We start from the raw sequence: 16120 nt of genomic DNA, 5'->3' as shown, positions 1-16120 counted from the left end.
CAGCGCATAGTTCATCGACGGATTGTAGCTCTTCACCGAATAGAAGTTCGGCCCCAGCAGGAAGGTCGGCCCGCCCGCGACCGGCGTCCATAGTTGCGCGGATGCGTTCGGCTGCGGGAACGACTGCCCGTCGGCGCGAATGACGCCGGCCGAGGCCCAGGCGGCGTAGGTGCGGCTCCCGCTCATGCTGCCGGGCGCGCGCACCTCGTAGCCCCAATGCTCGCCGCGATGCCACTTGCCGCGATTGACGAGGTACTTGGCGGTCGAGCCCAGCGCATCGTCCGGCTTGCCGAAGGGCGAGACCTTGCCATCGCCGTCATAGTCGATGCCGACATTGAGCCAGACTTCCGGCATCCATTGCGAATGCCCCATCGCGCCGGCCCAGGACCCCTGCATCTGCTCCGGCGTGCTCCAGCCCTTGTCGACGATGCGCAGGGCGTTGATCAGTTCGGTCTCCCAATAGGTCTTGCGGCGCGGCTCGTTCCAGGCGAGCGCGGCGATCGAGGGAAATACCGGCCGCATGTGGTTCTGCTGCACCAGCGGATCGCCATAGGCGGACTCGACGCCCCACAGCGCCAGCAGCGTGCCGCGTTCGACACCGTAATCGCGTTCGACGCGCGCGAGCAGTGCCTCGTTGTTCTTCAACGCGATCTTGCCGTTGATGATGCGCCAGTCGGAAACGCGGCGGTTGATGTACTGCCACACCTGCTCCTTGAATTCCGGCTGATTGCGCATCTGCTTGAACACGCTCATATCAGGCTCGACCCGCGCCATCGCACGTTGCCAGGTCGCGGCAGAAATGCCCTTCGCCATCGCACGCGCACGAAAGGCTTCGCGCCATTCGTCGAAGCCCGGAGGCGCGGCCAAGGCGCGTGTCGGAAGAGTCAGCAAGGCAGCTGCACCCAGCGTTGATTGAAGCAGGTTGCGGCGCGTCGGATGGAGGGAGGAATCAGCTTGTTTCATGGGCGCATTCTAGCGTGAAACATGGTGCATGTGGGCAGGTTCCTGGAACAGCAAAGCGCCGTAATCTGCACGGCTGGACCTGCCATTTCATCGGAACAAACTGTCGCAGTCCAGCATTCCCCTCGCATCACACGAGGAGGACAAGATGAGGAAATATCTGTTTGCCGCCGCAATGGTCACGGCCATCGCGACGCCTGCATTCGCTGACGAAGTCGGCGTTCACGTCGACCCGGTTGGCGCCGGCGTGACGGTTGGCCAGTCCCATGAGTATCGCGAGCGAGATCGCGATCGCGACCGCACGACTGTGATCAAGGAGCGCGAGCCCGCCGACCGGACCACGGTGATCAAGAAGGAAGATGAATTCGGCAATCGCGAGAAGACCGTGATTCATCACGACAACGACTGATGGAGCAGGGCCCCGGTTCGATGCCGGGGCCTTCCTTTCGAGCGCTGGACAAATCGAATCGGGGTCGAATGAAGATACACGCGCATGCGGAAAGTCATGTCGTCGAGCTCGACGACGGATCGCAATGGCAGATCTTTCCCGGCGATCTCGCGACCACGTTGAGCTGGAAACCCGAGACCGATCTGCACCTGGAGCCGAGCCGCGACCAGGTGAGTTCGCATGTGGTCAATGCCGCGGATCGAACCCGCGTGCGGGTGATCGCAGCAGGCAAAGCCTGGCCCGATGGCGAGGTCAAGAATGCACTGAAGGGCGGGTAGCACGCTTCAGTCGCGAGCGGCCGGGCGCCTAATCCTCCTGTAACTCGGTCGCGATACCGGTGAGCCAGCGCCGGATCGCAGCCTCCGTCTTGTCATCCAGGCCCCGGGCGAGGCGCTTCTCCAATTCGAGCACCCGCTGTCGGCACGCCTTCAAAAGCGTCGCGCCGCGCGGCGTCAGCGTCCACTGCTGGATACGGCCGTGGACCGGATGAGGCGTCATCGTGATGGCACCGTCACGTTCGAGATTGCGAATGATGACGCCGACGGTCTGGGGCGTCAGGAAGGTGAGGCGCGCGACATCGGCCCCCGACAGGCCCGGATAGGCGTTGAGCATGGTCAGCACCGCGAATTGCGGCGACGTCACCCCGAGATCGGCGAGGGTGCGCTCCATTTTCAGCCGGACGGCGGCATGCGCCTGGCGCAGGAGATAGCCGATATAGCCTTGCTCGCCACGCTTGCCTTCGCCGGGGGCGGGTACGTGCACAGGGCCGGCGTCGGGGGCGTGGTGGGGAATTTTCGATCTCGTGACGGCTGCGGTCTTGCGTGACATGTAAGAGCTCTTATAAGGTGTAAGCACACTTACAATAAGACGAGGTGAGCCGCAATGTCACACGCCCGCAGCGAATACGAGGATTTCAAGACGATCGCGCCGGACGTTTTCGATGTGGTGCTGGCGCTCGGTCAGCTTGCGACCAAGGCCGGTCTCGACAAGCAACTCATCGAGCTCGTCAAGCTGCGCGCCTCGCAGATCAACGGCTGCGCCTTCTGCGTGCAGCACCACGTCCTGCTGTCGGAACGGATCGGCGTCCCCGTCGACAAGCTCCATCTGGTCGCGGTCTGGCGCGAGGCGCCGATCTTTTCCGCGCGCGAGCGCGCGGCGCTGGCTTGGGCGGAGGCGTTGACGTTGCTGCCAGATGGCGTCAGCGACGAGGTCTATTCGGAGGCAAGTCGCGAGTTCTCCGAGAGCGAGCTGACCTACCTGACCTCGGCGATCGCCTCGATCAACGTCTGGAACCGGTTTGGTGCGGCCTATCGCTGGACACCGGCGAAGCGGCCGATGACGGCGAATGCCGCTGCATCGTAGTCGCAGAATGGGGAGGTCAACATGACAGCAATGAGTTTGGCCGCGCAGCGCCCGATGCCGTCACGGTCGATGGCGATCGCAGCGATCGGAGGGCTCGCCTGTGCGCTTGTGATCGGCAAAGTGCTGCCTGTCACGATCGACAGCGTGTCAGGCGCATTGGCGCCGCTGTGCGCCACGGCTGCGGAGGGCTCGCCGCTCGACAAGGTCGAGCCGATCGGCTCCTACGCGCTGCCGAACGTGCCCGGCAAGCGCGTCACCATCGTGCGCGTGTCCTACGGTCCGGGCGGGTTTTCGCGGCCGCATCGTCACGCGGGATCCGTCACCGCCTATATCACCAAGGGCGAGATCCGTTCTCAACTCGGCGGCGGCCCCGTCGAGACCTTCGGCGTCGGGCAGTCGTTCTTCGAGCCGCCCGGCTCGACGCATCTGGTCTCGGCCAATGCCAGCATGACGGAGCCGGCGGAATTGATCGCTGTGTTCGTTGCGGACGAGGGCGCGCAGCTCACGACGTTCCTGGAGTAGGTCGCGCTCGTCCGCGACCGCTGGTCAGGTCGGCTGCGATCGCCGCAACAGTTTCCATGCCGGTGAGAGACCGTATTCGACCATCGGAATGGCGATCGCGCCGACAAGCAGCCCAAGCACGCCCGAGATGGCCGCCTCGACCGACCATTCGATGATGCCGCCAACTGAGGGAAGGAGGTGTGCGGCAGCCTCGGTTGCAGCATGGACCGCGTGGCCGATCGCGGGCGGGCCGTATTTTTCGATGCCGTGCAGGATGATGCCGCCGCCGACCCAGATCATGGCGGCAGTGCCGATCGTGCTCAGCACCGCCAGGAAGACGGGCATGCCGCGGACGACCGCGCGACCGAGCGCGCGGATCGCACCGCCAATGACAGAGGCGCCGTCATAGCGCGCAAGGGCCAAGCCCATGTCGTCCGCCTTCACGATCAGGGCCACCACGCCGTAGACCCCGACAGTGATGCAGAGGCCAACCAGCGCCAGGACGAAGGCCTGCGTCCAGATGCTGCCCGCTGGCAGAGCCGCCAGCGTGATCGCCATGATCTCCGCCGACAGGATGAAATCCGTCTTGATGGCGCTCGCGACCTTCTCGTCCTCGACGGAGCGGGCATTCAACGCAATCGGCTGAAGCTGCGCTTCGTGCTGATGCGCATGATGCGGCAGCACCGCTTCGAGCACCTTCTCGGCACCCTCGTAACAGAGGAAGGCTCCGCCCAGCATCAGCAGCGGCGTGACTGCGGCAGGCAGGAAATAACCAAGCAACAGGGCAGCCGGAAGCAGGATCAGCAATTTATTGCGGAGCGATCCGAGCGCAATCTTGCCGACGATCGGCAGTTCGCGTTTGGAGGCAAATCCGATGACGTAGTTCGGAGTGACGGCTGCGTCATCGATGACGACGCCAGCCGCCTTTGCACCCGCCTTTGCCGCCTGGCTTGCCACATCGTCGAGAGAGGCTGCCGCCACCTTTGCAATCGCCGCGATGTCGTCGAGAAGACCGATCAGTCCGACACTCATATCAACCCTGTTCCTTCTTCGCTCCACGCCGGCGGTGTGAACGACGACACACTTCTGCCCGGCATTGGAACGAGCAAGCCGTCAATTATCTTCGCCGCTCGATCCCTCGCGCAGGTCCGGCTTGATAACATCGTCAGGCAGCGCATGTGCCACAGGCTGCGCCGTGACGGCAATCTCCGGACCGACCTCGCGGCCGCGGGCGCGGATCAGGCGCTCATAGGACGAGACCAGCGTGACGTAGGGGCTGACCCAGATCCAGCCGTCGCGGGTGAACACCTGCACGTCGAAATGGAGGTGCAGCGAGGTTCCGGCGGGACGGTCGAGATAGTTCGAGACGACGCCGATCTTCTCGCCTTCGGTGACGAGGCGGCCGTTGACAAGGCCGTCGCCGTTCATCGCGTGGGGGTTCATGTGCATGTAGCGGAAACGGATGTGCTCGGTGCGGCTGTTGACTTGCAGCGTCGCGGCTTGGTCCTTGGTCGCGCGGATCACGATGGCATCGCGCACGGCGACGACGCCGCGCTGCTTGGGATCGCAGGGCTCGCGGCCCTCGCCGGGCGGCGGGCAAGCGGCGGCACGGATGTCCTCGCCCTGGTGGCCGTAGCCGCCGGCGCACTGCCACACCTCGAAGCTGCGGGATTCGCAGAAATTGTCGCGCCAGGGATACGACGTCGGGCCGTCGTTCTTGTCGCGCTTGCCGTAGGATTGTGAGCGGACGAAGGCCGGCGCCTTCTCGAGCGGAAAGCGGATCTGCGCATAGGCCATCGCGTCGGGATGGCCGCCCTGCTTGCGATAGCCGGTATTCGGGATGATGTCGCCGCTCGGACGATAGCTGAAATCCGACGAACGCACCGTGGGGCGATCGATGACGCTCGAGGCAACGTCCATCAGCGGCCGCATCCGTTGCCCGCCGGCGACCCGCAGCGCCTTCAGTAAGCGCTCGGCCACCGGATAGGCTTCCTTGCAGGCGAGCCGCCGCGGCTTTGCGACGCTGTCCAGGCACTGGACCGACACCACATAGACCACACCGAAACGGGTGAAGGCGTAGCGTACATAGCCTTCGCGGATGAACCTACGCAGGTCCGGATAAGTTGCGGCGAGAGGTTTGACCGGCTCGCCCTTGCCCCCCGAGGGGTCGGCGATGTCATAGACGAGCGCGGAGCCCGTGATCTGCACCTCGACGGGTCTTGTGAAGACGCGGCTCGGCATGCCGTCGCCGGCGCCGGGCTCGAGCGAGAAGGTCGCGCTATAACCGGCCGGGCCGGCATCGAACATGTCGACGGAATTGAAGTCGGCTTGGTAGCGCGACAGCGCGAGGGTCGCTGGTGCGCCATTGCGTTGCGCCTCGAGATACGCGGCGGCGTCGAACGGCAGCAGCACGGGCACGGGGCTGCGGGCGATGCCGGTGAAGAATTGCGAGGAGACCGCGTTGAGCTGCACCAGCGCAGGCACTGCGCGCGGATCGTAACGCGGTACCGAACGGCGGGGCACGAAGATGAAGTCGCCTGCGATCCGGGGACGGCTGTTGATCTCAGTGCGGAGCTGGTCGAGCGCTGCGCGCCAATCGACGCGCAGGGCCGTAAGCGATGGGCTGCGAAATTCATCCGCAGCAAGCGGTGTGGCAACGAGGAACGAAAGCGACGCCAGAAGGTGCGAGACGAAGCGGAAACCTTTCCCAACCACTGTCTCGCCCCCCGGCGGCACCTGTTGCGATCGCTCTGTTCCCCGTCAGTCTTTGGCGCGCTCGGAGTAGGAACCGTCTTCGGTCATCACCACGATGCGGGTGCCGACCGAGATGTGCGGCGGCACGGTGGTGCGCACGCCGTTGGAGAGCACCGCGGGCTTGTAGGAGGAGGAGGCGGTCTGGCCCTTGGTCACTGGCTCGGTCTCGACCACTTCCAGCGTGACGCGCTGCGGCAGTGCGATCGACACCGGGTTGGTGTCGTGCATGGACAGCTTGACCGTCATGTCCGGCTGAAGATACGCGGCCGCATCGCCGACGACGTCCTTGGAAACCTGGACCTGGTCGTAGGTCTCGGGGTTCATGAAGTGGTAGCCGTCGCCATCTTCATACAGGAAGGTGTAGTTGCGCTCTTCGATCGTGGCCTTTTCGACCTGGTCGGTGGTCTTGTAGCGTTCGGAGATCTTTACCCCGTCCGAGATTCGGCGCATTTCGATCTGGCTGACCGGGGTGCCCTTGCCGGGATGGATGTTCTCGGCGCTCACGACGACATAAAGCTTGCCGTCTTGCTCGATCACGTTGCCCTTGCGAATAGAACTGGCGATGACTCTCAAAGCTGTATTTCCTGCTTGCTTGGCCCGGCACCGGCCAGGACATGGTCAAATCGATGGGGGACTTGGGGCCTCAAATCGGACCTCGGCGCCCGTTTCGGGCCGCAACATACTGATTTTGCCGTTGGATGCCAGCGTTTTGCTGTCCCAAGGGGCGGTCGGGTAATGGCTGGGGACAAGCCGATGTCGCCGTTCTGGTCGCCCGAGCGGCACCTCGACCGGCGGCCCTTCCTCCAGGCCAGGGGGGCCATTAACGCGGCCTTGCGGGGCTTTTTTACCGAGCAGGGCTTCGTCGAGGTCGAAACCTCGGTCCTCCAGGTCTCCCCGGGCAATGAGACCCATCTGCACGCCCCAAGGACAGACATCATGCGGCCGGATGGCAGCCGCGCCAGCCGCTATTTGCGAACCTCCCCGGAATTTGCCTGCAAGAAGCTGCTGGCGGCGGGTGAGGAGTGGATTTTCGAGTTCGCCCGGGTGTTCCGGGACCGTGAGCGGGGCGACCTGCATCTGCCCGAATTCACCATGCTGGAATGGTACCGGGCCGGCGCTCCCTATGACGACATCATGAACGACACCGTGGCGGTGATCGTCCGGGCTGCGCAGGCGACCGGAATCCGGGCTTTCTCATTCCGAGGCCGGACCGCCGATCCCTTTGCCGAGCCGGAGCTTGTCACGGTCGCGGGCGCCTTCGAGCAGTTCGCCGGCATCGATCTCTTGTCGACAATCTCGGGCGGCGAGGGTAACCGTGCCGCGCTTGCCGAGGCGGCCGGCGGGAAGGTCCGTGTGACCGAGGACGACACCTGGTCGGACATCTTCAGCAAGGTCCTGGTCGAGCATGTCGAGCCGCATCTGGGGCAGGGGCGTTTGACCATCCTGTTCGAATACCCATCTCCAGAGGCGGCGCTGGCGCGGGTCAAGGCGGACGATCCGCGGGTTGCGGAACGGTTCGAGGTCTATGCCTGTGGCGTCGAGCTCGCCAACGGCTTTGGCGAGCTCACCGATGCCGAGGAGCAGCGCAAGCGCTTCACGGAATCGATGGCGGAAAAGCAGCGCCGCTACGGCGAGGCCTATCCACTCGACGAGGATTTTCTGGCCGCCGTTGCCGCCATGCCGGAGGCGAGCGGCGTCGCGCTCGGCTTCGACCGGCTGGTGATGCTGGCGAGCGGCGCAGCGCGAATTGATCAGGTGGTGTGGACGCCGCCTGCAGGGGAGAGATGACGAAGACCTGCCTTGTACGGACATTGCGCGAGCCGGCCGAGCTCGTGGCGGAAGGCCTGGCGCCTGCCGCTGCGCTGCCCGCGCTCGAAGGCGTTGCCGCGCGCTATGCAGTGGCGATCACGCCTCATCTCGTCGAGCTGATCGATGCGACCGATCCCGAGGATCCCATCGCGCGGCAGTTCGTTCCCACAGCGGCCGAGCTGGATGTGCAGCCGGGCGAGAGCGCTGATCCGATCGGCGATCATCCGCACTCGCCGGTTCCCGGTATCGTGCATCGCTATCCCGATCGCGTGCTGTTCAAGCTCGTTCACGTCTGCGCCGTCTATTGCCGCTTCTGCTTCCGCCGCGAGATGGTCGGGCCTGGCAAGGACAACGCGCTCTCGGACAGCGCCTATCGCGCGGCGATCGACTACATCCACGCCCACGACGAAATCTGGGAAGTCATCCTCACCGGCGGCGATCCGCTGATGCTCTCGCCGCGACGCATGAGCGAGATCATGGCAGATCTTGCCGGAATCGGCCACGTCAAGATCATCCGCCTTCATACCCGCGTTCCCGTGGCAGATCCCGCCCGCGTCAGTGACGAGATGGTCGCCGCGCTCAAGGTCGAGGGCGCCACCACCTGGGTCGCACTACACGCCAACCATGCGCGGGAGCTGACCGGAGCAGCGCGCGCCGCCTGCGCGCGGCTGGTGGACGCCGGCATTCCCATGGTGAGCCAGTCCGTGCTTTTGCGCGGCGTCAATGACAATGTCGCCGCTCTGTCGGATTTGATGCGAGCTTTCGTCGAATGCCGGATCAAGCCTTATTACCTGCATCACGGCGATCTCGCGCCGGGCACCGTGCATTTGCGAACGACGCTGGCCGAAGGACAGGATTTGATGCGGCAGTTGCGCGGGCGGGTATCGGGGCTGTGTCAGCCTGACTATGTCATCGATATTCCCGGCGGCGCCGGCAAGTCGCCGGTCGGGCCGAATTATGTGTCAGTGACACAAAATACCGCAGCCGATGCGCGTGAAGCGGGAGCCGAAACGCGGTATCGTATCGTGGATTATTGCGGCGACGTTCATCTCTATCCGCCCGAAACCTGACGGTGCTGGAGCGGGGCGTCGGTTTGAGAATGGAGAAGCGAACATGAAAAAAATCATGGTGGCAGCATCGCTCGTGATCTTGCTCGGCGGCGCGGCTTCTGCACAGACCGGCGGCTCCAAGGGATCGACGTCGGGCGGCGCGAGCTCCGGGACGGCCTGGCCGGCGCCCGTCGGTCACCGCCAGCCGCGCGCGGCCGACGTGCCGAGCGAGAAGAATCTGAGCAATCCGAACACGCCTGCGAACAAGGAAGACGCGGAGCTCGATCGCAAGATCAAGAGCATCTGCCGCGGCTGCTAGGCGGTGACATTGCGGGCGGGCGCGACAGCTTCGCCCCGTCCGCAATGATTTCAGCTAGGCCGATCGCTCGTGCAGCCCTGCGCGCTGGCTGTTGCGGCGGATCTCGACCGCGTCGGCGAGCTGTTCGAGCGTTGTCGCCGTCGTTGCCCAGTCGATGCAGCCGTCGGTGATGCTCTGCCCGTAGGTGAGCGGCTTGCCCGGCACCACGTCCTGCCTGCCGGCGATGAGATTGCTCTCGATCATCACGCCCATGATGCGGCTCTCGCCTCCGGCGATCTGACCGGCAATGTCGGTCATCACCTTCGGCTGGTTCTCCGGCTTCTTGCTCGAGTTGGCGTGGCTTGCATCGACCATCACGAGCGGCGCGACGCCGGACTTGGTGAGCTCGTTGCACGCCGCCGCAACGCTCGCTGCATCGTAGTTCGGCTCGCTGCCGCCGCGCAGGATGACGTGGCAGTCCTCGTTGCCCGCGGTGGACGCAATCGCTGAACGGCCAAGCTTGGTCACCGCCATGAAATGATGCGGATGCGAGGCCGACTTCACGGCGTCCGCTGCGATCCGCACATTGCCGTCGGTGCCGTTCTTGAAGCCAACCGGGCAGGATAGCCCCGATGCCAGCTCGCGATGGATCTGGCTCTCGGTCGTGCGCGCGCCGATCGCTGCCCATGACACGAGGTCCGCGATGTATTGCGGCGTGGTCATATCAAGGAATTCGGTGCCGGCGGGCAGGCCGAGATTGTTCACGGCCGAGAGCACGTTGCGCGCGAGCCGCAAGCCCTTGTTGATGTCGAAGCTGCCGTCGAGATCGGGATCGTTGATCAGGCCCTTCCAGCCGACCGTCGTGCGCGGCTTCTCGAAATAGACCCGCATCACGATCTCGAGCTGGTCGGCGAGGTCCTCGCGCAGTTTTGCCAGGCGCTCGGCGTAGTCGAGTGCGGCCTTCGGATCGTGCACCGAGCACGGGCCGACCACGACCAGCAGGCGGTCGTCCTGGCCGGTGAGGATGGCGTGGATGGCGTTGCGCGCCGCCATCACCACGCGTGTCGCGGTGAGCGTGCGCGGGACTTCGCGCATCACCTCTTCCGGCGTGCTCAGCTCTTTCAGTTCGCGGATACGAAGATCGTCTGTCGTGCTCAGCACGGCGGGCTCCTGTTTGTTTCGAACCTGCCGGCCAATAAAAAAGCCGCCAGGTCTGGCGGCTTGTTCGGACGTCTGCTTCAATATTCAGATTGAGCGTGATCCTCCTGCCGCCAGCAAGCTGTCGTAGCTAAAGTACCAAAAATAGCTGGTGGCGACGGTGATCATGATAGCGCATATAGCGTGCCGCTGACGCCTTGTCACCCCCCAAACCGCTTTAGAGGCGACGAGCCGTCTCAGGTGTTGCTTTTGCGCGCCGCCAAAGCCATGCCGATCAGGGTCGCGCCGCCGAACAGCAGGTTGATACCGACGAGGACGCCGATTGCCCATTCCGCCGAGCTCGGCAGTCCCGTGATCACCATGAACGAGATCGCGATATCGACGAGGCCCGAGATCAGGAGCCACGACCATCGGCTGCTCAAATCACGGCGATGCTCCAGCGCGTACATGATGGTGGCGACGCCTTCGGCAAGGAAATAGGCGGCGAGCACGATGGTCAGCGTCAGCACCGCCTGTATCGGTCGGGCCAGCAGAATTCCGCCGGCGAGCACTGCGAGCGCAGCGGAGATCAGCGACCACCAGAAGCCCGGCGTGCTGCGCGCCCAATAAGTCACGATCAATCCGCCGATGCCGCTGATCAGGAACATCCAGCCGAGGAAGATCGCCGTTGCCAGGCTGGCGAGCGGCGGCAGGATCAGCGCGGCAATGCCAAGGACGGCGAGCAGGATGCCTTCGAACAGAAAGGCCCTCCAATGCGCCTTGACCGCCTGGCTCATCTTGGATTGCAGGCGGGAAAACTCCTCGGGCGATGTCATGGTCTGGCTCCGGAACGAAAAGACTACGTCCAATCTAGTCGACCCATGGAGCGCTTGCCATGCGGAGGCTCAACTGCTGCCGGGCGCCGACGAAAAACCTTCGGCACTGGTGCGGATGCGGTTGCGGCCCAGAATATAGATCGCCGTCGTGACAATAAGAAGCGCAAGGCCGAGCAGGATCGAGACGAAGCCGATCGGGATCAGCGCCAGCGTAAGGTTGCGCTCGGGATTGATCAGCCAATGATGGATCGAGGTCAGCACGAAGGCGAGGCCGAGAAAGCCGACGCCGCCGCCGGCGAGCAGCAGCGCCCACATCCGGCGCAGCTGGCTGAGCCGCTCGCGGGCGACGTCGGTCCGGGGCGCGTGATGCCGCGCGACGCGCCGGACGAGGCGAATGGCGAAGGCGATCGAGCTGAAGCCGATCAACAGGCTCGCCGCGCCCAGCCACATCCGGAGCGTCGGGTCGAGATCCGGCATGCGCTGAAGCGTCAGCAGTGGGAAGTCGAACGCCGAATGCAGCGCGAGCGGGCCTGCGAAGATCAGCAGGCGGCTGGACAGGCGGGCCCAATCGCGATTGTGGCGATTGGCGCCCAGCGCGGTGCCGGCCCGGGCAATGGTGAGGTAGGCGCCAGCGATGATGCCGAGCGCGCCGTGGAACGGCACCGTCAGCACGCTGCGCAGGGCCGCCAGCGAGCGCCACATGTCGGCATGATGCACGAGGTAAGCGAGGTTTTCGTAGGCGGCGAAGCCGAGGCCGACAGCCGCGCCATAGACCACGGTGTCCATCGGATTGGCAAAGGTCCGCCGCTTGGTCGAGGAGATCAGCACGATGGCGATCACCTTGACGGCTTCCTCCGGAAGGGCGACGCCGAAGACCGAGTGCATGGCGAGCGCCGCCCAGGGGTCGTCGGGCGCTGCAACCATCTTGGCGAAGGGGGCGCGGGCGATGCCCAGAAGCGAAATGCTGGCAGCTCCAAGCAGGAAGGCGGTCCAGACCTGTGCGGGCGGGCCAGGGCGCTCCTCGGCGGCGATGACGAGCCACAATATCAGCAGCGCCGGGGCGATGGCGGCAGTTCCGATGACGGTGGGTAACGCTTCAATCAGGTACATCGGCGCCGAAAATAGGTTCCCTTGATCCGCTAATCTACGTCTACCGATGCGACCATGTGTCATGCGGATGCTGTCGCCTCGCTTATGGGCGCGACAGCCGGCATTCATCAGGGCTGCCAAATGTAGAACAAGAGCGCAATCAATTGCATGCCATCACCAATTCGCCTTCGATGGCAAGAGTCATCCGCCGCTCCATTGGAAGCGCGTTTCATAAGCCGCATCAATAGAATGTACGGAGTTTCTTGAGCTCGGTGCAGTCGGCTGGCCCAGATGGGGCCAGAACCGGGACTTACGGCCCGGACGGCCAGCAGCTACCTCGAACGGCCTAATCACGCTTCGTTGTGGACCGTGTGCGAGTGGATGCGGTCCGGCGGCTCCGCGCCTGCTCGATCTGCCAGAAGACGCGTACGAGGCACGTGCCCAGGCACAGCACGATGAGCAGGAGCAGTACGGCTTGGTCGACGGCGGGGATGTGCATCATGGCGGTGATAAAGCACAGCCCATGCCACACGTTCCCGGCGATGGTGCGTTCAGTGGGTGGTGAACGGCGATGGCCCGCCGGGGGCGATATCGAAGGCTCCGAGATGGAATTCCTCGCCGACGGCCTCGTGCGGTTCGGGATCCTGCAGGAGCGTGAACGCGGCCTGCGGATATTGCTTCCAGATCTCGAGGTCGTCGGCGGTGATGGTGAGCCAGCCGAAGGTGTAGATGTAGCGTCCGGGCTCGGTGACCCGGCCGACCCTGTCCCAGGTGATCTTATCAACTGTGGTCTTGTCGACTGCCATTCGGTCCCCCGATCGCAAGTCTGCAGGGGCAAAAGCTGACCCGGCAATAGGGCCGCTATAGGGCAGCGATGCGGAAGGGTCAGGCCGACTGAAGCATGGGCGGCCGAACAACCAGGCGGACGAGATCGTCCCGGGACTGCTTTTCGGCGAATTTCACCGCGAAGCCATGGTCGAACTTGCGGATCACGCGACCGACGCAGGCGCCGACCGCAAGCGGGGTTCCGACCGGCGGATCGTATTCGCAGGAGATCGCGACGCCGGCCGTGGAGACGTCGATGATGAAGCACGGATGGGTGCTGCCGTCGGCGAGCGTCAGGAATGTGTGCGAGACCTGCGGCACGAAACGCGCGTCGTGCCGCAATTCCTGGACGCTAGCGTCCTTCTGCTTCTTCTCGAGCCAGGTCAGCTTTTCCGACATCCAGGCGCGCCGCGCCCGCGTCATGTCGAGCTCCATCAGGAAGCCCGATTTCAGCGTCGCGCTGATCGTGCACTGGAATTCACCGAAATCCTGGAAGTAAGAGGTGAGGCGCTCGCCGACCCTGCCGACGACGGGCACGTCCACGATCATGCGGAAGGGCGAGACGCGCTTGGTGCGGCAGGCGAAGCTGCGGAGCTTGCCCTCGCAATCGTACCAGCGCGGCAGCGAGTAGCTGCCGCTCACGGTCACTTCCACTGCACGCTGCCTGAGGAACTCCGCAACAGACATGAACGCCAACCGGTTTGGGTGAATTCCGTAATTCCACGGTAGCCGTCAAATTCTAAGCAAACGATACCGTCGGCGCCGAGCAGGGGTAAATTTCCGGTAAATGCGCGGGCGGGATGTGACGAAACCACTCGTGGCGCAAGGTCACAACTTCGTCATCGCGCGGACGGCGAGGGTCAGGCCGTCCCGAGCAGCACCAGCAGCGCCAGAAGACCCACGAGGATCACGAACTTGACCGTCGTCCAGATCAGGCCGTCCGGGCTGATCGTCAATCCGAACCACGGACCCGTGCGACGCACCGTCAAGGCTGCGAGCGCATCGAAGATGGCGAGCGCGAGGGCGATGCCGCCGATGGCCGACCATGACAAGGTCGGGGGCATTCATGGCGCGAGCCAAGCGGGGACGGCGTCTCTGATGGACACGAGCAGCGCGATCCAGCCGAACCAGAACACGGAGCTCTTGATGATATCGGGCCCGATCGTATCGGGCTCGAACCTGATGCCGATCGCGCCAAGCGCGCTTTCGATGCGCGGGCCGTCGGCCAGGAAAACAAACGCGCCGACGTAGAGGGGAATGCGAGACTGGAAGAGCAGCGCGATGATGCCGAACAGGACCGCGTAGCCGAAGGCGTCACCCAGGATGGCCGTGACCGAAGCGAAAGGCGACTGGGCCGGCGGTTGTGCCACGGTGGCCTGGGGCTGCGTTCTGGCGCGCGCCATATGCTCCAGCATTCTTGCACGCCGGTCCGGTGCGTAGGGCATCACGGGCCGCATCCATGGCGGTAGCGTCGGCAAGGCAACGCCTGACTGCTCTTCCGAAATGGTCTCGCGCGGCTCCATCGACCTGCACCGGTTCCGATCGAACATTGGTCGGCGTCCGGGTGCGGGGAGGTTCAAGCTGGCCGGCGAAATCGGCCGTTCCTGACGGCTCCATTTCAGGACATTGCCGGTCTGCATCCGATTGTGTCGCAGGGCGAATGCCGCTACGTCACGTCCAATGACGCCCTCCGAGAATTACCGGCCGGACATCGATGGACTCCGGGCCGTCTCGATCCTGCTGGTGGTCTTGTATCACGCGCACCCCTGGATGCTTCCCGGCGGGTTCGTCGGCGTCGACGTCTTCTTCGTCATCTCCGGCTTCCTGATCACCCGCATCCTGCTGAGCCCTGGCGGGATGCCGATCTCGACCTTCTATGCCCGCCGGATCAGGCGCATCTTTCCGGCCCTGATCGCGGTGCTGGTGGTCACCGCTGCGATCGGCTGGGTCATCCTGCTGCCGTCGCAGTTTCGGCTGCTGGGCGAGAACATCGTTGCCAGCGTGCTGTTCGCCTCGAATCTGTTCCAGCTCGGGCAGCTCGGCTATTTCGCGCCGCTCGCCGCGGAAAATCCGCTGCTGCATCTCTGGTCGCTCGGCGTCGAGGAGCAGTTCTACATCTTCTGGCCGTTGGCGCTTGGCCTGCTGGCGCGTTCGCCCCATCGCCGGCTGTATATTCTCGGCGCGCTTGCGCTGTCGCTCGCCGCCAGTGCGGTGCTGGTGGTGACGGATCCGGACTGGGCCTTCTACGCGCCGGTGCCGCGCGCCTGGGAGCTATTGATCGGCGGGTTGCTCGCCGAAGCCAATCTCGTCAGGAAGAGCGGCAGCCATCTTCTCGGCGCGATTGGCCTTGGCGCCATCGCAGCGTCCGCGCTGCTGTTCGATCGCGCGATGCCTTTTCCGGGGTTGCTGGCGCTCGTACCGGTCGTCAGCGCCGCGCTCGTGATCGTATCGCCGAACGCCGTGACGAACCGCCTGCTGCTGGCGAGCCGGCCCGCGGTGCTGCTCGGTCTGATCAGCTATCCGCTCTATCTCTGGCACTGGCCGCTCCTGACCTATCTCGGGATCATCAGGCATGGGGTGCCGAACTTCCTCGAGATCTGGGGCGCGATCCTCGTGGCAACCGTGCTGTCGATCCTGACCTTCCACTTCATCGAATGGCCGATCCGCAATCGTCGCAATTTGGTGCCGTTCCTGTCGATCGCACTCGGCACGGCCGGCGTGATCGGCGCGGCCATCGTCATCATGGCGGGTGTTCCCTGGCGCTTCCCGCAAGAGCTGCAGGCGGTCGCGAGCGTGAGCACGGACGACAACCCCGCCTTCATGGATCGCTGCTTCCTCGAAGCGCCCAACAGCGGTTTCGACGTGGGCTGCATCGCGCCGGGCGACGGTCCGCTGCTGGTGTTGTGGGGCGATTCGAATGCGGCAGCGCTCTATCCGGCGCTCGCGCAAGCCGCACAACACGCCTCGTTCCGTGTCGGCCGCTTCACCGCGCCCGGTTGTGCGCCAATTCTCGATGCCGGACCGAACGCGGGCTGCACCGTCAGCAATGGCA

At 64.5% G+C, this 16120-nt stretch carries 20 protein-coding genes; 8 read left to right on the top strand and 12 right to left on the bottom strand.

Annotation, left to right across the window (positions count from 1 at the left end; genetic code table 11):
* Positions 1–963, bottom strand: a 963-nt coding sequence (locus tag SE91_RS15720) for a lytic murein transglycosylase (RefSeq protein ID WP_061848203.1), incomplete at its 3' end; no start/stop codon positions are given.
* 145 nt (positions 964–1108) lie between these two features.
* Here SE91_RS15720 and SE91_RS15715 point away from each other — a divergent pair.
* Together SE91_RS15715 and SE91_RS15710 are read left to right on the top strand one after the other, a co-directional pair.
* Positions 1109–1369: a hypothetical protein gene (locus SE91_RS15715; RefSeq protein WP_061848202.1), complete on the top strand. Its 261-nt coding sequence runs from the start codon at positions 1109–1111 to the stop codon at positions 1367–1369.
* Entirely contained in the window at positions 1369–1686 is a 318-nt protein-coding gene (locus SE91_RS15710) for a hypothetical protein (protein ID WP_245318465.1), read from the top strand. The genes SE91_RS15715 and SE91_RS15710 overlap by 1 nt, the downstream gene beginning before the upstream one ends.
* Before the next feature lie 28 nt (positions 1687–1714).
* Here the strand turns inward: SE91_RS15710 and SE91_RS15705 are convergent, their stop codons facing one another.
* Positions 1715–2236 carry a MarR family winged helix-turn-helix transcriptional regulator gene (locus SE91_RS15705; RefSeq protein WP_060735991.1) on the bottom strand — a complete coding sequence of 174 codons (522 nt, stop codon included), beginning with the start codon at positions 2234–2236 and terminating at the stop codon, positions 1715–1717.
* Positions 2237–2290: 54 nt separating this feature from the next.
* Here SE91_RS15705 and SE91_RS15700 point away from each other — a divergent pair, with 54 nt between their 5' ends.
* Positions 2291–2770, top strand: a complete 480-nt coding sequence (locus SE91_RS15700) for a carboxymuconolactone decarboxylase family protein (RefSeq protein WP_008558728.1) — start codon at positions 2291–2293, stop codon at positions 2768–2770.
* A 21-nt stretch (positions 2771–2791) separates the two neighbouring features.
* Positions 2792–3292 carry a cupin domain-containing protein gene (locus tag SE91_RS15695; protein WP_060735992.1) on the top strand — a complete coding sequence of 167 codons (501 nt, stop codon included), beginning with the start codon at positions 2792–2794 and terminating at the stop codon, positions 3290–3292.
* 24 nt (positions 3293–3316) lie between these two features.
* Here SE91_RS15695 and SE91_RS15690 read toward each other — a convergent pair whose 3' ends face one another.
* From SE91_RS15690 to efp, 3 genes are all read right to left on the bottom strand, one after another.
* Positions 3317–4303 (bottom strand): DUF808 domain-containing protein, encoded by a 987-nt coding sequence (locus SE91_RS15690; RefSeq protein WP_008558733.1) that lies wholly within the window; start codon positions 4301–4303, stop codon positions 3317–3319.
* A gap of 81 nt (positions 4304–4384) precedes the next feature.
* Positions 4385–6007 carry a DUF4397 domain-containing protein gene (locus SE91_RS15685; protein ID WP_061848200.1) on the bottom strand — a complete coding sequence of 541 codons (1623 nt, stop codon included), beginning with the start codon at positions 6005–6007 and terminating at the stop codon, positions 4385–4387.
* A 24-nt stretch (positions 6008–6031) separates the two neighbouring features.
* Positions 6032–6598 carry an elongation factor P gene (gene efp / locus SE91_RS15680; RefSeq protein ID WP_028136595.1) on the bottom strand — a complete coding sequence of 189 codons (567 nt, stop codon included), beginning with the start codon at positions 6596–6598 and terminating at the stop codon, positions 6032–6034.
* 162 nt (positions 6599–6760) lie between these two features.
* On the opposite strand from efp, the gene epmA reads away from it, so the two are divergent.
* From epmA to SE91_RS15665, 3 genes are read left to right on the top strand one after another with little or no spacing between them, the layout of a single operon-like run.
* The gene (gene epmA / locus SE91_RS15675) at positions 6761–7813 is read left to right on the top strand and encodes an EF-P lysine aminoacylase EpmA (protein ID WP_061848199.1); all 1053 of its coding nucleotides are present in this window, start codon (positions 6761–6763) and stop codon (positions 7811–7813) included.
* A complete protein-coding gene (locus SE91_RS15670; protein WP_061848198.1) occupies positions 7810–8904 on the top strand; it encodes a lysine-2,3-aminomutase-like protein in 1095 nt (364 codons plus the stop codon). Before epmA ends, SE91_RS15670 begins: the two co-directional genes overlap by 4 nt.
* A 43-nt stretch (positions 8905–8947) precedes the next feature.
* Entirely contained in the window at positions 8948–9202 is a 255-nt protein-coding gene (locus tag SE91_RS15665) for a hypothetical protein (RefSeq protein ID WP_060735995.1), read from the top strand.
* Positions 9203–9256: 54 nt separating this feature from the next.
* Here SE91_RS15665 and SE91_RS15660 read toward each other — a convergent pair whose 3' ends face one another.
* From SE91_RS15660 to SE91_RS37655, 7 genes are all read right to left on the bottom strand, one after another.
* Positions 9257–10342, bottom strand: a complete 1086-nt coding sequence (locus SE91_RS15660) for a 3-deoxy-7-phosphoheptulonate synthase (RefSeq protein WP_061848197.1) — start codon at positions 10340–10342, stop codon at positions 9257–9259.
* Between the two features lie 233 nt (positions 10343–10575).
* Positions 10576–11154, bottom strand: coding sequence for an HdeD family acid-resistance protein (locus SE91_RS15655; RefSeq protein ID WP_061848196.1), 579 nt, complete (start codon positions 11152–11154; stop codon positions 10576–10578).
* A 69-nt stretch (positions 11155–11223) separates the two neighbouring features.
* A complete protein-coding gene (locus SE91_RS15650; protein WP_061848195.1) occupies positions 11224–12264 on the bottom strand; it encodes a PrsW family glutamic-type intramembrane protease in 1041 nt (346 codons plus the stop codon).
* 530 nt (positions 12265–12794) lie between these two features.
* On the bottom strand, positions 12795–13049 hold the full coding sequence (locus SE91_RS37105; RefSeq protein ID WP_008558775.1) for a hypothetical protein: 255 nt from the start codon (positions 13047–13049) through the stop codon (positions 12795–12797).
* Between the two features lie 79 nt (positions 13050–13128).
* Positions 13129–13755, bottom strand: a complete 627-nt coding sequence (locus SE91_RS15640; RefSeq protein ID WP_061851149.1) for a pilus assembly protein PilZ — start codon at positions 13753–13755, stop codon at positions 13129–13131.
* 173 nt (positions 13756–13928) lie between these two features.
* A complete protein-coding gene (locus SE91_RS37660; RefSeq protein ID WP_245318464.1) occupies positions 13929–14132 on the bottom strand; it encodes a hypothetical protein in 204 nt (67 codons plus the stop codon).
* On the bottom strand, positions 14133–14708 hold the full coding sequence (locus SE91_RS37655) for a hypothetical protein (RefSeq protein WP_245318463.1): 576 nt from the start codon (positions 14706–14708) through the stop codon (positions 14133–14135). It lies immediately after the preceding gene.
* 40 nt (positions 14709–14748) lie between these two features.
* Between SE91_RS37655 and SE91_RS15630 the strand changes: the two genes are divergently transcribed.
* Positions 14749–16120: acyltransferase family protein (locus tag SE91_RS15630; RefSeq protein ID WP_061848194.1), on the top strand; the 1372-nt coding region annotated here is incomplete at its 3' end.

This window comes from Bradyrhizobium sp. DOA1, from assembly GCF_001593325.1.
Classification (GTDB): Bacteria; Pseudomonadota; Alphaproteobacteria; order Rhizobiales; family Xanthobacteraceae; genus Bradyrhizobium.
This window is presented reverse-complemented; position numbering and strand designations above follow the sequence as displayed.

What these genes read in the sequence shown, in the direction of transcription:
- SE91_RS15700 (WP_008558728.1), top strand. Translation starts at nt 2,291, where the DNA reads ATGTCACACGCCCGCAGCGAATACGAGGATTTCAAGACGATCGCGCCG.
- SE91_RS15695 (WP_060735992.1), top strand. Translation starts at nt 2,792, where the DNA reads ATGACAGCAATGAGTTTGGCCGCGCAGCGCCCGATGCCGTCACGGTCG.
- SE91_RS15640 (WP_061851149.1), bottom strand. Translation starts at nt 13,755, where the DNA reads ATGTCTGTTGCGGAGTTCCTCAGGCAGCGTGCAGTGGAAGTGACCGTG.
- epmA (WP_061848199.1), top strand. Translation starts at nt 6,761, where the DNA reads ATGGCTGGGGACAAGCCGATGTCGCCGTTCTGGTCGCCCGAGCGGCAC.
- SE91_RS15710 (WP_245318465.1), top strand. Translation starts at nt 1,369, where the DNA reads ATGGAGCAGGGCCCCGGTTCGATGCCGGGGCCTTCCTTTCGAGCGCTG.
- SE91_RS37660 (WP_245318464.1), bottom strand. Translation starts at nt 14,132, where the DNA reads ATGCCCCCGACCTTGTCATGGTCGGCCATCGGCGGCATCGCCCTCGCG.
- SE91_RS15665 (WP_060735995.1), top strand. Translation starts at nt 8,948, where the DNA reads ATGAAAAAAATCATGGTGGCAGCATCGCTCGTGATCTTGCTCGGCGGC.
- SE91_RS15650 (WP_061848195.1), bottom strand. Translation starts at nt 12,264, where the DNA reads ATGTACCTGATTGAAGCGTTACCCACCGTCATCGGAACTGCCGCCATC.
- SE91_RS15715 (WP_061848202.1), top strand. Translation starts at nt 1,109, where the DNA reads ATGAGGAAATATCTGTTTGCCGCCGCAATGGTCACGGCCATCGCGACG.
- SE91_RS15670 (WP_061848198.1), top strand. Translation starts at nt 7,810, where the DNA reads ATGACGAAGACCTGCCTTGTACGGACATTGCGCGAGCCGGCCGAGCTC.
- SE91_RS37655 (WP_245318463.1), bottom strand. Translation starts at nt 14,708, where the DNA reads ATGCAGACCGGCAATGTCCTGAAATGGAGCCGTCAGGAACGGCCGATT.
- SE91_RS15690 (WP_008558733.1), bottom strand. Translation starts at nt 4,303, where the DNA reads ATGAGTGTCGGACTGATCGGTCTTCTCGACGACATCGCGGCGATTGCA.
- SE91_RS15705 (WP_060735991.1), bottom strand. Translation starts at nt 2,236, where the DNA reads ATGTCACGCAAGACCGCAGCCGTCACGAGATCGAAAATTCCCCACCAC.
- SE91_RS37105 (WP_008558775.1), bottom strand. Translation starts at nt 13,049, where the DNA reads ATGGCAGTCGACAAGACCACAGTTGATAAGATCACCTGGGACAGGGTC.
- SE91_RS15655 (WP_061848196.1), bottom strand. Translation starts at nt 11,154, where the DNA reads ATGACATCGCCCGAGGAGTTTTCCCGCCTGCAATCCAAGATGAGCCAG.